The organism is Amnibacterium sp. (genome assembly GCF_036559085.1).
Classification (GTDB): Bacteria; Actinomycetota; Actinomycetes; order Actinomycetales; family Microbacteriaceae; genus Amnibacterium.
This window is the reverse complement of record NZ_DATBTU010000053.1, coordinates 86,952-100,437: the sequence shown is the minus strand read 5'-3', so window position 1 is coordinate 100,437 and position 13,486 is coordinate 86,952. Positions and strand designations below refer to the sequence as shown.

The 13,486-nt window shown below is 71.9% G+C and carries 14 protein-coding genes; 4 read left to right on the top strand and 10 right to left on the bottom strand.

Annotation, left to right across the window (positions count from 1 at the left end):
- Positions 1-2: 2 nt before the first annotated feature.
- Positions 3-458, bottom strand: a complete 456-nt coding sequence (locus VIG76_RS09485) for a universal stress protein (protein WP_331953494.1) — start codon at positions 456-458, stop codon at positions 3-5.
- Positions 455-1,909: an MFS transporter gene (locus tag VIG76_RS09480; protein WP_331953492.1), complete on the bottom strand. Its 1,455-nt coding sequence runs from the start codon at positions 1,907-1,909 to the stop codon at positions 455-457. Before VIG76_RS09480 ends, VIG76_RS09485 begins: the two co-directional genes overlap by 4 nt.
- 129 nt (positions 1,910-2,038) lie before the next feature.
- Here VIG76_RS09480 and VIG76_RS09475 point away from each other — a divergent pair, with 129 nt between their 5' ends.
- Complete coding sequence (locus VIG76_RS09475; RefSeq protein WP_331953490.1) at positions 2,039-2,410, top strand: YdeI/OmpD-associated family protein; 372 nt, start codon at positions 2,039-2,041, stop codon at positions 2,408-2,410.
- Here the strand turns inward: VIG76_RS09475 and VIG76_RS09470 are convergent.
- Genes VIG76_RS09470 through VIG76_RS09455 form a run of 4 tightly spaced genes read right to left on the bottom strand, consistent with a single transcriptional unit; the run spans position 2,407 to position 5,957 of the window.
- Positions 2,407-3,135, bottom strand: coding sequence for an endonuclease/exonuclease/phosphatase family protein (locus VIG76_RS09470; RefSeq protein ID WP_331953488.1), 729 nt, complete (start codon positions 3,133-3,135; stop codon positions 2,407-2,409). The genes VIG76_RS09475 and VIG76_RS09470 overlap by 4 nt on opposite strands.
- Before the next feature lie 3 nt (positions 3,136-3,138).
- A complete protein-coding gene (locus VIG76_RS09465; protein WP_331953486.1) occupies positions 3,139-3,957 on the bottom strand; it encodes an ABC transporter permease subunit in 819 nt (272 codons plus the stop codon).
- Positions 3,944-4,891, bottom strand: a complete 948-nt coding sequence (locus tag VIG76_RS09460; protein WP_331953484.1) for an ABC transporter ATP-binding protein — start codon at positions 4,889-4,891, stop codon at positions 3,944-3,946. The genes VIG76_RS09465 and VIG76_RS09460 overlap by 14 nt, the downstream gene beginning before the upstream one ends.
- A gap of 7 nt (positions 4,892-4,898) precedes the next feature.
- Complete coding sequence (locus tag VIG76_RS09455) at positions 4,899-5,957, bottom strand: LolA family protein (protein WP_331953482.1); 1,059 nt, start codon at positions 5,955-5,957, stop codon at positions 4,899-4,901.
- 123 nt (positions 5,958-6,080) lie between these two features.
- Here VIG76_RS09455 and cysK point away from each other — a divergent pair, with 123 nt between their 5' ends.
- From cysK to VIG76_RS09440, 3 genes are read left to right on the top strand one after another with little or no spacing between them, the layout of a single operon-like run.
- Positions 6,081-7,016: a cysteine synthase A gene (gene cysK, locus VIG76_RS09450; RefSeq protein ID WP_331953480.1), complete on the top strand. Its 936-nt coding sequence runs from the start codon at positions 6,081-6,083 to the stop codon at positions 7,014-7,016.
- The gene (gene epsC, locus VIG76_RS09445) at positions 7,013-7,573 is read left to right on the top strand and encodes a serine O-acetyltransferase EpsC (RefSeq protein WP_331953478.1); all 561 of its coding nucleotides are present in this window, start codon (positions 7,013-7,015) and stop codon (positions 7,571-7,573) included. Before cysK ends, epsC begins: the two co-directional genes overlap by 4 nt.
- Positions 7,573-8,130, top strand: a complete 558-nt coding sequence (locus tag VIG76_RS09440; protein ID WP_331953476.1) for a YbaK/EbsC family protein — start codon at positions 7,573-7,575, stop codon at positions 8,128-8,130. The genes epsC and VIG76_RS09440 overlap by 1 nt, the downstream gene beginning before the upstream one ends.
- Here the strand turns inward: VIG76_RS09440 and VIG76_RS09435 are convergent.
- The 4 genes from VIG76_RS09435 to VIG76_RS09420 are packed head-to-tail and all read right to left on the bottom strand — an operon-like array spanning position 8,120 to position 13,425.
- A complete protein-coding gene (locus VIG76_RS09435; protein ID WP_414640630.1) occupies positions 8,120-9,025 on the bottom strand; it encodes a carbohydrate ABC transporter permease in 906 nt (301 codons plus the stop codon). The two genes, VIG76_RS09440 and VIG76_RS09435, sit on opposite strands and share 11 nt — an antisense overlap.
- Positions 9,022-10,197, bottom strand: a complete 1,176-nt coding sequence (locus VIG76_RS09430) for a carbohydrate ABC transporter permease (protein ID WP_331953474.1) — start codon at positions 10,195-10,197, stop codon at positions 9,022-9,024. The genes VIG76_RS09435 and VIG76_RS09430 overlap by 4 nt, the downstream gene beginning before the upstream one ends.
- 33 nt (positions 10,198-10,230) lie before the next feature.
- A complete protein-coding gene (locus VIG76_RS09425; RefSeq protein ID WP_331953472.1) occupies positions 10,231-11,505 on the bottom strand; it encodes a sugar ABC transporter substrate-binding protein in 1,275 nt (424 codons plus the stop codon).
- A 15-nt stretch (positions 11,506-11,520) separates the two neighbouring features.
- Entirely contained in the window at positions 11,521-13,425 is a 1,905-nt protein-coding gene (locus tag VIG76_RS09420) for a glycogen debranching N-terminal domain-containing protein (RefSeq protein WP_331953536.1), read from the bottom strand.
- Between the last annotated feature and the right edge of the window lie 61 nt (positions 13,426-13,486).

Below are 13,486 nucleotides of genomic sequence, written 5' to 3'. Positions count from 1 at the left end.
GCTCAGCCGAGGATCGCGGGCGGCATGAGCACCACCGGGCACTCCGCGTTGTAGATCAGCCGGCGCGCGAGCGTCGGGCCCTCGGGCAGCTCGAGCCGCGACGGGGCGTCGAGCACGAGCAGCTCGGCGGTCTCGGACGCCTGCAGGAGCACCCGGAAGGTGCTGCCGTGGACCAGCTCCGTCACGACGTCCGTCTCGTCGCCGAGCGCGTTCCGCACCTGGTCGGCGAGCCGGCGGCGGGCCTCGTCGGCGGCCTGCCGGGCGTCGAACGTGATCGCCGGGGGCCGGCCGCCCGGCGCGATCGGCGCCCGAGGGGGACGCCACGCGCTCAGGGCGACCAGCGGCGCACCGAGTCGCCCGGCCTCGGCCGCGCCCCAGCGCAGGGCGGCGGGGGAGCCACTCGTCGGGCTGACCCCGACCACCACCCTGCCGGCGTGGTTCTGCTGCTCGTCGCTCATCGCGCGTCCGACATGAAGTTCACGTCGCTCACCTCCTCGAGGCTCTTGCGTTCAGCGCTGACGCCGAAGATGAGCGCGACGATGCCGCCCACGATCATCATCCCGGCGCCGAAGTAGTACCCGACCGCCAGCGGGTTCCGGTCCTTGCCCGAGCCGACCAGGATGCCGAAGATCGTCGGCGCGAAGGCTCCGACGAGCTGGCCGATGGAGAAGAAGTAGGAGATCGCCTGCCCCCGGACCTGCAGCGGGAAGGTCTCGCTCACCGTCAGGTACGCCGATGACGCACCGGCCGAGGCGAAGAAGAACGACACGCACCAGAAGATCGTCTGGGTGACCGCGTTCAGCACCCCGGCCTGGAACAGCGCACCGGAGATCGCGAGCACGACACCGGCGATGCCGTACGTGGCGAAGATCATCTGCCTGCGGCCGATCGAGTCGAACAAGGGCCCGAGCACGATCGGCCCGAGCAGGTTCCCGATGGCGAAGGGGAAGAAGTAGAGCCCCACCGTGCCGCCGGGGATGCCGTAGAAGTTCGACAGGACGAGCGCGTAGCTGAAGAAGATCGCGTTGTAGAGGAACGACTGCGTCACCATCATCGTGAACGCGACGATCGTGCGCTTCGGGTAGAGCTTCAGGAAGACGTAGGCGACCTTCTTGAACGGGACGCTCTCGCTCTGCGTGACCTCGATCGCCTTGTCCTCCGGCAGCTCGCCGAGCTGCGTCCCGGACTCGGCCTCGACCTCCTGCTCGATGCGGCGGACGTTGCGCTCGGCCTCGTCCTCCTGCCCGTGCGTGATCTGCCACCGGGGGCTCTCCGGGATGTTGCGCCGCAGGAAGATGATGAACAGGCCGAGCACCGGGCCGAGCCAGAAGCCGATGCGCCAGCCCCATCCGCTCGACTCGAGGAACGATCCCGGGGCGAGGAGGAACAGGTTCGCGGCGGCACCGAGCGCCGCGCCACCCCAGTAGGTGCCGTTGATGGCGAGGTCGACACGGCCCCGGAACTTCGACGGGATGATCTCGTCGATCGCGGAGTTGATGGCGGTGTACTCGCCGCCGATGCCCATGCCGGCGATGAAGCGGAAGACCCAGAGGAACCACGGGGCGAAGGCGAACCCCGCGATGCCCGAGCCGATCAGGTAGATGAAGAGGGTGAGGATGAAGAACCGCTTCCGGCCGAGCCGGTCGGACAGCCGGCCGAAGACGAGCGCACCCACCACCTCGCCGAGCAGGTAGATGGAGCCGGTCAGCCCGACCTCCGCGGAGTTCATCCCGAGGTGCTTGGCGTAGCCGTTCTCGGAGACCATCTGGATCTCGAGCCCGTCGAGGATCCAGGCCGTCCCGAGGCCGAGGACCACGGTCCAGTGGAACCTCGTCCACGGCAAGCGGTCCATGCGGGCGGGGATGAGGCTCTTCATCGATCCGGTCGATCGCTCGCTCGTCGCTGTCACCACTGCTCCATCTCCGCCCGGCTCCGCTGCCGGACGACAGGACGCTAGGGAGCGATCCTGAAAGTCTTCGGCGGGTTCGCAGAGCGCTTCCAGGTTGCGAGCCGGACGTGCGCCGTGGTCGGATGCGGCATGGAAGCGGACCTCCTCGTCGTCGCCGACGCGGCCGCCTGGGAGGCGTGGCTCGAGGCCGAGCACGCCGCAGCCGACCGCGTGCTGCTCGCGATCCCGAAGAAGGGCAGCGGCGCGCCGGGGCCGTCGCTCGTCGAGGCGATCGAGGTGGCGATGTGCTTCGGCTGGGTCGACTCGCGCCTCAGCCGCGTCGACGAGCGGTTCAGCGCCGCGGTCTTCACGCCGCGGCGGCCGCGGAGCTCGTGGTCGCCGCGCAACCGCGGCGTCGCGCTCCGCCTCATCGCCGAGGGACGGATGCGGCCCGCCGGCCTGCTCCAGGTGGAGCGGGCCCAGGCGGACGGCCGGTGGCCGGCCGAGGAGTCGACCGGCTAGGCCGCGATCCGCGCGGTGAGGCTGATCGGCAGGTGGTCCGAGGCGCCCTGCGGGAGCACATCGATGTCGTCGATCTCGAAGCCGGTCGAGGTGACGAAGTCGAAGTAGCCGCTGAAGTAGCGGTAGCGCACGTAGGTCGGCGCGTTCGTGCGGGTCAGCTGGTAGCCGGTGGTCGACAGGCGCCGCTCGAGGCCGCGGACGAACCACGGGTAGTTGAAGTCGCCGACCATCACGGCCGGGATGCCCGCCTTCATGGTCCGCATGCCCTCATGGGCGGCCGCGATCTGCTTGCGGCGCAGCGAGTTCGAAGCGGTCAGCGGCGCGGCGTGGAAGTCGCCGACGAGCACCTCGCAGCCGGTCACGCGGTCGGTGAGGTGCGCGGCGAGGAGGCGCTCGTGGGCCGGCGCCATCACCCGGTCGTGCAGCGACTTGCGCAGGGCGAACACCTTGGTGCGGTGCACCTCGAAGCGGTCCTTGCGGAGGTACATCGCGAGGCCGAGCCGGTTGCCCTTCGTCTGGTCGACGAGCGTCATCGATCCGAGGTGCTCCGGCATGTCGGTGGAGTCGCACTCCTGGAGGCAGAGGACATCCGCGTCGTACTCGTCTGCGATCCCTGCGAGCTCGCCGCTCGCGGTGTGCTCGCGCAGGTTGTAGCTGATGATCTTCGTCGGTCTGCCCTCCGGCCGCGGCTGCGGATCGACCCTACTTCGGAACGGTGCGGGCAACCGTCAGGACAGGACGTCGCGCGTGGTGAAGCGGCCGTAGGCGAGGGCGCCGAAGACGAGCACGTAGGCGCCCTGCAGGAGCGCGTTCGTGCCGAAGGTCGACCAGAGCGGCGGCTGGCGCAGCAGGTCGATCAGGCCGAGCCACGAGTCGGTGAAGAGCCACGGATGCAGCCAGGCGATCTGCGGCAGCTGGTCGAGGACCTCGGAGGCGACGGCCACCACGACCGTCGCGGCCATCGCGCCGACGGGCACGTCGGTGACCGTCGAGACGAACAGGCCGATCGCGGTCATCCCGAGCATCGCGACCGCCACGTAGAGGCCGATCAGCAGCAGCCGCAGGAGGCCTTCGGCCACCGGGACCTGGTCCCCGGACAGCAGGGTGACGGGGCCGATGGGGAAGAGGGCCCAGCCGATCAGCGTGCCGGCGAGCACGATCGCGAGCGGTGCCGCGATCGCGAAGGCGGCGGCGCCGAGGAACTTCACGACGAGCAGCCGCGTGCGACCGGCGGGCACCACGAGCAGGTAGCGGAGCGTGCCCTGACTCGCCTCGCCGGCGATCGTGTCACCCGCGACCACCCCGATCGTGAGCGGCAGGAACAGCGGGATCGCGAGCACGAGGGACGCGACCCCCACGAACAGCCCGTTCCCCGCGATCGCGCCGATCAGGGCGGGGCCGCGGCCGTCGTTGCCGCGCCCCTCGGAGATGCGCACCGCGACCGCCACGAGCACCGGCACGGCGGCGAGCGCGATGAGCATCGCCCAGGTGCGTCGGCGCCGGAACAGCACGGACAGCTCGCTGCCGAGCAGGTCAGCCCTCCACATCGAAGCCCTCCCCGGTGAGCGCGACGAAGCGGTCCTCGAGGCTCGGCTCGTCGACGGTGAAGCCGCGCACCCGCACCCCGGCGCCGACGAGCGCGGCGACGAGCGCGTCGGGGGAGAGGCCGTCGGGGAGCACGCCCCGCACGTCGCCGGTGGGGCCGTCGGGCAGCGCCGGCGCCATGCCGCGGTCGGCGAGCACGCGCGCGGCGGCGCCGGGGTCGGGCGTCGTCACCCGCACCGTCGCCGTCCCGTGGCCGCGCAGCTCGTCGAGCGTGCCCTGCCCCACGATCCGGCCGGCCCGCATCACGCCGACGTGGCTGCAGAGCTGCTCGATCTCCGCGAGCAGGTGGCTCGAGACGAAGACCGTCGTGCCGTCGCCCGCGAGCGTGCGCACGAGGGAGCGCACCTCCCGCGTGCCCTGCGGGTCGAGGCCGTTCGTCGGCTCGTCGAGCACGAGCAGCTCCCGCGGCCGCAGCAGGGCGTTCGCGAGGCCGAGCCGCTGCTTCATGCCGAGGGAGTAGGCCTTCACCTTCTTGCCCGCCGCCGCGCTCAGGCCGACCCGGTCGAGCGCGTCCGCGATCCGGCTCGAGCGGGTGCGGCCGTCTGCGCGGCGGTCGGCGGCGTCGAGGCGGCGGAGGTTCGCGGCGCCGGACAGGTACGGCGCGAAGCCGGGGCCCTCGACCAGCGCGCCGACCCGCGGCAGCACGGATGCCCAGCGGTCGGGCATCGGCTCGCCGAGCACCTCGACGGATCCGCTCGTCGCCCCGATCAGGCCGAGGAGCAGCCGGATGGTCGTGGTCTTGCCGGACCCGTTCGGGCCGAGGAACCCGAACACGCTGCCGGTTGGCACGGCGAGGTCGATGCCGTCGACGGCGTTCCTCGACCCGAACCGCTTCGTGAGGCCGTGCGTCAGGACGGCGTGCGCGGCCTCTCCCACCGGCGGCTCAGCCCTGGGCGGCGAGCGCCTGCAGGCGGCTGAGCGGCACCGCGCCGGCGAGCACCCGGCCGTCGGAGGTGCGCAGCACGTTCACCAGCGAGGTGGAGAGGGCGCGGGCCCCGTTGCCGGCGTCCGTCGTCAGCCGCGTGAAGGTGGCGTTGCCGGCCAGCGAGGCGGGGACGTCCGCGGCGGGCACGGTGACCACCGCATCCCAGCCGGATCCGGTCACGGTCGGCTTCGCCGCGGGCTGCGCGCCGGTCGAGGGTCGCTGCGCGCCGGGCGTCACGGTGTGCTGCTCGACCTTCGCGCCGGACGGCGCGGTGAAGTCGAAGCGGGAGGCCGCGGGCACGGTGTAGTCGAGCTGCGAGAAGGCCACCTCGAAGGCGGGCGACCCGGCGCCCTGCGCGAAGAGCTGCACGCGCAGCGGCAGGCCGGTCGTGCCGTCCACCGCGATGCGGACCGACCCGACGGTCGTGTCCGACGCCTTCGGGGTGAGCACGAGCGTGTAGGCGGCGTGGCCGGCGACGCTCGTCGTGGTGTCGACCGTCACATCGGTCGACGGCGTGATCCGGGCGATCGCCTCGTCCGCAGCCGACTGCGGCGTCATGGTGGCCGTGTCGCCGGGGGCGGTGCCGGTGCCGCTGCCGGAGACGGTGACCTGCTTGGCGGCGTTCTTGGCCGAGTCCCACAGCCAGACGGTGTCCCCGTTCCGCACGGCGTCCCGCTCGCCCATCGAGTCCTGCACCGCGATCCGGCTCCGGCTGGTGCCGTCGACCTCGATCGAGGCGCGGTGCGATCCGGTGAGCAGGTTCAGCGTGGAGGCGGTCTGCGATCCGGAGCCGGCGCCGGTGCTCGGCAGCTGCGGCAGGCCGAGGTCGGAGCTCTGACTGATCTGGCCGGTGTACCCGGGCAGCGAGCGGGCGTGGGCGACGAGCGCGAGCACCTGCGCGGCGGACTTCTCCGGGAGATCGGTGGATGCGGTGGCGGCCAGCGGCAGCGCGACGGCGCCCGCGACGACGACGGGGGCGATCACGGCGGGCAGCCAGCGGAGGGCGCGGTGCGTCATGGCAGGACCTTCTTCCTCAAGCCGCCAGGGTACGCGCGCTACCGGCTCCGGATGCGTGGGAGCTGAGCGTCATACGGGTCTCGCAGCATCGGGGGCCACGGCGGGCCGCTCTAGGCTGGGCGCATGGCTCGTATCCACTCGTCCATCACCGAGGCCTTCGGCTCGACGCCGCTCGTGCAGCTCAACCGCGTGACCGACGGCGCCCCCGCGACCGTGCTCGCCAAGCTCGAGTTCTACAACCCGTCCTCGAGCGTGAAGGACCGGCTCGGCATCGCGATCGTCGACGCCGCGGAGGCGTCCGGCCAGCTGAAGCCCGGCGGCACGATCGTCGAGGGCACGAGCGGCAACACCGGCATCGCGCTCGCGATGGTGGGCGCCGCCCGCGGCTACAAGGTCGTGCTCGCCATGCCCGAGTCGATGTCGACCGAGCGCCGCAAGCTGCTGCGTGCCTACGGTGCGGAGCTCGTGCTCACCCCGCCGTCGGAGGGCATGAAGGGCGCGGTCTCCCGAGCCGAGCAGATCGCCGCCGAGCGGCCGGGCGCCGTGCTCGCCCGCCAGTTCGAGAACGAGGCGAACCCCGCCATCCACCGCGCCACGACCGGCCCCGAGATCTGGGCGGACACCGACGGGGCCGTGGACGTCTTCGTGGCCGGCATCGGCACCGGCGGCACGATCACCGGCGCGGGCGGCTACCTGAAGGAGCAGAAGCCCGGCCTGCAGGTCGTGGCCGTCGAGCCGAAGGAGTCGGCCATCCTCAACGGCGGCGCCCCGGGGCCGCACAAGATCCAGGGCCTGGGCGCCAACTTCGTGCCCGACGTCCTCGACCGGTCCGTCTACGACGAGGTGATCGACGTCGACATCGCGGAGTCCGTCGCCATGGCGCGGCGGCTCGGTCAGGAGGAGGGCATCCTCGGCGGCATCTCGTCCGGGGCGACGGCGCACGCCGCCGTGCAGCTCGCGAAGCGGCCGGAGAACGCCGGCAAGACGATCGTGGTCATCCTCGCCAGCTACGGCGAGCGGTACCTCTCGACGGTCCTGTACGAGGACCTGGACGTGTGAGCGGTCGCTCCTTCATCGGCGTCCGCGAGGACCTCGAGGCCGCGAAGCACCGAGATCCGGCGGCCCGATCGCGGATCGAGGCGGCCCTCACCTACCCGGGGCTGCACGCGGTCTGGTCCTACCGGATCGCGCACCGGATCCACACCTCGGGGCACCGGTTCATCGCCCGCCTGCTGTCGCAGCTCACCCGGTTCCTGACCGGGGTGGAGATCCATCCCGGCGCGACGATCGGCCGCCGGCTCTTCATCGACCACGGCTCCGGCGTCGTGATCGGCGAGACCGCCGAGATCGGCGACGACGTGACGCTGTACCACGGCGTCACCCTCGGCGGTACGACGTGGCGGCACGTGAAGCGCCACCCGACCGTCGGCGACCGGGTGCTGATCGGTGCCGGCGCCACCCTGCTCGGGCCCATCACCGTCGGCGCCGACAGCGTCGTCGGAGCCGGAGCGGTCGTCGTCCACGATGCGCCCGCCCACTCCCTCGTGCTCGGCATGCCGGCGACCTCACGCCCGCGCTCGCCCTCCGACGTCTCCGAGCACCACTGGGTCATCTGATGCCGGTGTTCCGGCTCGGCCCCGTCGAGGCGGTGCCCGCGGGGGAGCGGCCCGACCTGCTCGGCGGCCCGGTGGCGGCGTTCGTCGCCGCGCACGGGCTCGCCGACGCCATCGGCGTGTTCGCCATCGACCCCGCGATCTCGGAGACGGCCGCGACCCAGGAGGTCTTCGGGCTCGACCCGTCGACCCTCGTGAACTGCGTCGTCGTCGCCGGCCGGCGCGAGGGCGATGAGCGCGTCGCGGCCTGCCTCGTCCCCTCGACGAAGCGCGCCGACGTCAACGGCGTCGTGCGGAAGCGCCTCGACGTGCGGAAGGCCTCGTTCCTTCCGCAGGACGACGCCGTCGCCCGCAGCGGCATGGAGTACGGCGGGATCACCCCGATCGGGCTGCCGGCCGAGTGGCCGATCCTCCTCGACGCCGACGTGGTCCCGCAGCCGCTCGTGCTGATCGGATCCGGGATCCGCGGCTCGAAGCTGCTCCTCCCCGGCGCCGTGCTGGCCGGGCTGCCCGGCGCCATGGTGGTCGAAGGACTGGGCCGGGCGGTCGCTACTCCTTGACGGCGCCGGTCGCGGTGTTGGTGATCCGCTTCTGGAAGACGATGAACAGGACCGCGACCGGGATCGTCATGATCGCCGCCGCCCCGAGCTGCACGGGGTAGCGCTTCGCCGACCCCACCGCGCCGGACGAGAGCGTCGCGACGCCCTTCGTGAGGGTGAAGAGGTTCGGGCTCGAGGTGGAGACGATGAAGTGGGCGAGCTCGTTCCAGGAGCCCTGGAACGACAGGATCACGATCGTGACGAGCGCGGGTCGCGCCATCGGCAGGATCACCGACCAGAACAGGCGGACCGTGCCGGCCCCGTCGATCCGCGCCGCCTCCTCGACGGCGACCGGGATCGACTCGAAGAAGTTCTTCATGATGAAGACCCCGGCGGCGTCCGCGATCAGCGGCACGATCATGCCGGAGTAGGAGTCGTACATGCCGAGCTGGTTGATGACGAGGAACTTCGGGATCAGCAGCACCACGCCGGGCACGGCCATCACGGCGATCAGGCCGGCGTAGAGCGCGTTCCGGCCGCCGAACCGCAGCCGGGCGAGGGCGTAGCCCGCGGCGGAGTCGAACAGCGTGCGGCCGATCGTCACGGCGACCGTCACGATCGCGGAGTTCGCGAACCAGATCGGGAAGTCGGAGTTCGCGAACAGGTACCTGTAGGCGGCGGTCGTCCAGGTCGGGGGGATGAGGGCGAGCGGGTCGTTCGCCGCGTCCGCCTCCGTCTTGAACGAGGTGGAGAGCTCGATGAGGAACGGGAAGATGTAGATGATCGCGATGACGATCAGCGCCAGGTAGAGCAGGGCCCCGCCGAGGCGGAAGCGCCGTCGGCGCGGCCGTCCTGCGGCGGAGACGGTCTCGGCCGGCGCGACGGCACGCGCCGGTGCCGTGGTGGTGGCGGTCACAGGGTGCCTCCCCCTCCGGGTCGGGCGGCGATCGCCGCGGCGTCGAGCAGGCGTTCGCCGGCAGGTCGGTACGTGCCGTCGCCTGCACGGCCGAAGCCCTCGCGCCGCATCCGGCGGTTCGAGACGCCCCGCTCACGGAGCACCCAGCGCTGCAGCAGCGTGAAGGCGACGATGATCGCGAAGAGGATGAAGGCGATGGCGGCCGCCTCGCCCCACTGGTTGTTCCCGAAGCCGGCGACGTAGGAGAGGTACGCCGGGGTCAGGGTGGTCTTGCCCGGGTCGCCCTGGCTGCCGACGAACACCTGGTCGAAGACCTGCCAGGTGCCGATCAGGCCGAGCGTCAGCACGGTGAAGAGGGTGGTCCGCAGCTGCGGGAGCGTGACGAGCCGGAACCGCTGCCAGGCGCTCGCCCCGTCGACCATGGCGGCCTCCTCGACCTCCTGGGAGAGGTTCTGCAGCGCCGCGATGAACAGCAGCATGAACGTGCCGCTGGTCGTGAAGACGACCATCGTGATGATGATCATCATCCCGACGGAGGGACCGGACAGCCAGTCCCACCAGCTCACGCCGAGGAAGCCCCCGTTCACCAGGAACGCCGGGCCGTTCTGCACGCCGACGAGCGCGAGCAGGTTGTGCAGCACGCCGTTCGCATCCGCCGGCCAGTTCGGTCCGTGCAGGCCGATCGCGCCGAGGAGCTGGTTCACGGCCCCGGTCGGGTTGAAGAGGAAGAACCAGAGCACCGTGATGGCCACGGAGCTCGTCACCGACGGGAAGTAGAAGGCGGTGCGGAAGAAGCCGCGCCCCTTCAGGATGCGGTTGTTCACGAGCACCGCGAGCGCCAGCGCGATCACGGTCTGGGTCGGGACCACGACGATCACGAACCAGAGGTTGTTGCGGAGCGAGGTGCCGAAGTCCTGCTCGGCGAGCCCCCCGCCGGAGGTGATGCCGGCGTAGTTCTTCAGGCCGATGAAGTGCACGTCGGGCGAGAAGGGCGAGCCGTGGCCGCCCCAGTCGCTGAAGCTGACCCAGAGGGCCATGAAGATCGGGATCACGAGGAAGACGGCGAGGACGATCACCGCCGGTGCCGTGAAGAGGTAGCCGGCGGCCGTCTGCCCGCGGCGGATGCCCGCCCTGTGCCGGCGGACCGGCGTGGGCGCGGTTGCGGTCGTCATCGCTCGCCTCCTCGTGATCCCGATGTCCTCAGGTCAGCCGGTCACGACCGCCGAGAGGTTCTTCTGCTCGGTCGCGAGCAGCGACTTGATGTCGAGCGTCTTCAGCGCGGCGAGCTTCGAGTTCAGGTCGGTGACCACGTCGGCGCTGCCGACCGAGGTCGGCACGCCCTTCGCGTAGTCGGCCGCGTCGAGGAACGGCGCGAACTGCGGGAACTGGCTCTTCCAGTCGGCCGCGGCGGACTTGATGGACGGCATGACGCCGAACGCCTTCGCGAACGCCAGCTGGTCCTTCGCCGTGGTGAGCTGCTCGACGAGCTTCAGCGCCGCTGCCTGGTTCGGGCTGTCCGCGGCGATGCCCCAGCAGTTGGTGAACTGCAGCGTGCCCTTGCCGGCGGGGCCGGCGGGCAGCGGCACGACCTTGTAGTGCACCTTCGGGTAGTCGACGGTCATCGCGCCGGCGATCCAGTTGCCCTCGATCGTCATCGCGGCGAGGCCCTTGCCGAACGCCTCGCCGCCCCATCCGGCGCCGACGTCCTTCGTGAGCTTCCACCATCCGGCCTTCAGGCCGTTCTGCGCGAACGTGAGCGCCTGCAGGTTGGCGGCCGAGTCGACGGTCGCCTTCGTGTTGTCGTCGTTCGTGAGGTTGCCCCCCGCCTGCACCATGAAGGCGCCGAGCCGCTGGTACTCGTTGCTCGTCACGAGGCCGGCCACCTTGCCCTTGGTGAGCTTCTTGGCCACCGTCGCGAGCTGGTCCCACGTGGTCGGGATGTCGCTGTCGGTGAGGCCTGCGGCCTTCCACATGTCGGTGTTGATCTCGAGCTGCAGCGTCGAGAAGTCCTTCGGTGCGCAGTAGAACTTGCCCTGATAGGTGAAGTTCGTGACGAGGGACGGGTAGTAGTCGCTCTTGTTCTTCAGCTGGTCGCCGTAGGCGAGCAGGTCGCCCTGCTTCGCGTACGAGGCGAAGGTGTCGGAGCCGAGGTAGAACACGTCGGCCGGCTTCTTCGCCGCGAAGCCCTGCGAGAGCTGCTGCGGCAGGTTGCTGGCGGCCTGCACGGTCGCCTTCGTGCCGGAGGAGCTCGACCAGTCGGCGACGGCCGACTTCACGGCCGCGGTCTCGGCGTCGCCGGACGAGCCGATCAGGACCGTGAGCGCCGACTTGCTCGAGGTGAGCCCGCCGGCGGCGCCGCTGCTGCTGCCACCGGAGGAGCCGGACGATCCGCCGCTGAAGCCGGAGCCGCAGGCGGTGAGGGCGAGCACGCTCGCTGCGGCGGCGATGCCCGCCGTGATCCGCTTCGTGCGTCGTTGCATGAGTGCCTCTTCCTTCTATTCGGTGGCGGACGCCGGGACGGCGCCCGCCGGTGCTGTGGAGCCGGACGAGTCGGGGGTGAGGGCCGCGGCGGCGACGACCGCCGCCGCCGCGGACCAGGCCTGGGGCCGGCACGCGGCCGGGTAGGGGACCGGAGCGCCGGCCGACGCGGGGTCGCCGCTGTACAGCTCGGGCATCCGGTAGTCGAAGGCGGTGGCGGCGGCGACGAGCCCCCGCGCGAGCTGGGCGGCCTCGTCGCGGTACCCGGCGCGCAGCAGGCCGAGCACGGCGATCGCGGTGTCGTGCGCCCAGACGCTGCCGCAGTGGTAGCTGAGCGGCCAGTAGCCGCCGTCGTCGGTCGCCATGGTGCGCAGGCCGTAGCCGGAGTCGAGGCGCGGGTCGACCAGCAGGGCCGCGACGCGCGCCTCGTCGGCGGCGTCGAGCAGGCCGGTCCCGAGCAGGTGCCCGATGTTGCTCGTCAGCGAGTCGACCGCCGCCCCGTTGGCGTCGAGCGCGACGGCCGGATGCCCGCCGTCCGCGTCGTCGATCCAGAACGCGGCACGGAAGCGCGCCTTCAGCGCCGCGGCCCACTCGGCCCAGCGGCCGGCCTCGTCGGCGGCGCCGAACGCGGTGAGCAGCACGACGGCGGCCTGCGCGGCCTCGTGGGCGTACGCCTGCACCTCGCACAGCGCGATCGGGCCCTCCGCAAGCCGCCCGTCGTGCCAGCGGATGCTGTCGCCGGAGTCCTTCCAGCCCTGGTTCGCGAGTCCGTGGCCGCTCTCGTCCTGGTAGGCGAGGAAGCCGCCGGCGGGCACCGCGTGCTCGAGCCAGGCGAGCGCCCGGCGGAGGGCCGGCAGCAGCTCCCGCACCGTCGCGTCGTCGAGGCCCGCGCGCCAGGCGTCGTGCAGCAGCAGGATCCAGAGCGGGGTCGCGTCGATCGTGCCGTAGTAGCGGGGAGGCAGCACCATGCCGTGGTGCAGCGGGTTCTCGCCGCGCCGCAGCTCGTGGATGATGGCGCCAGGCCGCTCGGCGGTCTGCGGATCCGTCCGCTCGCCCTGCAGCCGCGCCAGCACCTTCAGCGTGCCCGCCGCCAGGTCCACGCCGGTGGGCAGCAGCATGCGGGCCGCCCAGATCGAGTCGCGGCCGAAGAGCGTGAAGAACCACGGCGCGCCGGCGGCCAGGAACACCGTGTCGGGCGCGTCGGGGAGCGCGAGCTGCAGGCTCTCGAGGTCGGCGCGCGCCGTGTCGAGCCAGCGGTCGAGGTCGGGCAGGCCGGACGGCGGCACGGGCAGGGGGATGCGGTCCTCCGGGGCACGCACGACCGCAGCGTCGTCCTGCGCCCGCACGGTCCAGGACGCGGTGGCCGAGCCGTGCGGCGGGACCACGGCGCGCCACGCGAGCGTGAGCACGCCGCCCGCGGCGCGGAGCTCGAAGCCGTCGGCGACGAGGGTGGCGTGCACGCCGCCCGCTGACCAGTGGGCCGCGCCCCCGTCGACGACGATGCCGGCCGGGGCGCCGCGGCCGCCGGACTTCACCTCGGGCATCGGGAGGAGGTCCGAGTCGAGGGTGATGGTCAGCACGGCCTCGACGGGCACGTCGCGGCCGGAGACGACCCGTAGGCGCTCGGTCATGCCGTCTGCGGTGAGGCGGCGATCCTTCTCGAGCCGGACCCGCGGGTCCGCCCCGTCGCCGTCCAGGCCTCGCAGCAGCGCGGTGAGCCGCATCCGGTCGGCCCGAGGACGATCGGTGCGCACGTGCTCGACGACGGAGTCCGCGACGGCGGTGTCGAGCCCGGAGAGGATGCGGACGTCGGAGACGTAGAGCCCGTCGATGCCGGTCTCGAGCCGCCCGTCGTGCCGGGACCAGAGCTGCGCCGGAGCCCGGAGCACGACCTCCGCGTCGTGCAGGAACGGTTGCCTCATCGCCACGTCGGAACCGTAACCGCACTTCTTTGATCGATCAAATAGGCACAGCGGCGATTCA

Excerpts from the sequence above, each read along its gene's own strand:
- VIG76_RS09440 (WP_331953476.1), top strand. The coding sequence starts at position 7,573 with ATGCCGGTGTTCCGGCTCGGCCCCGTCGAGGCGGTGCCCGCGGGGGAG.
- cysK (WP_331953480.1), top strand. The coding sequence starts at position 6,081 with ATGGCTCGTATCCACTCGTCCATCACCGAGGCCTTCGGCTCGACGCCG.
- VIG76_RS09425 (WP_331953472.1), bottom strand. The coding sequence starts at position 11,505 with ATGCAACGACGCACGAAGCGGATCACGGCGGGCATCGCCGCCGCAGCG.
- VIG76_RS09475 (WP_331953490.1), top strand. The coding sequence starts at position 2,039 with ATGGAAGCGGACCTCCTCGTCGTCGCCGACGCGGCCGCCTGGGAGGCG.
- VIG76_RS09420 (WP_331953536.1), bottom strand. The coding sequence starts at position 13,425 with ATGAGGCAACCGTTCCTGCACGACGCGGAGGTCGTGCTCCGGGCTCCG.
- VIG76_RS09455 (WP_331953482.1), bottom strand. The coding sequence starts at position 5,957 with ATGACGCACCGCGCCCTCCGCTGGCTGCCCGCCGTGATCGCCCCCGTC.
- VIG76_RS09485 (WP_331953494.1), bottom strand. The coding sequence starts at position 458 with ATGAGCGACGAGCAGCAGAACCACGCCGGCAGGGTGGTGGTCGGGGTC.
- VIG76_RS09430 (WP_331953474.1), bottom strand. The coding sequence starts at position 10,197 with ATGACGACCGCAACCGCGCCCACGCCGGTCCGCCGGCACAGGGCGGGC.
- VIG76_RS09465 (WP_331953486.1), bottom strand. The coding sequence starts at position 3,957 with ATGTGGAGGGCTGACCTGCTCGGCAGCGAGCTGTCCGTGCTGTTCCGG.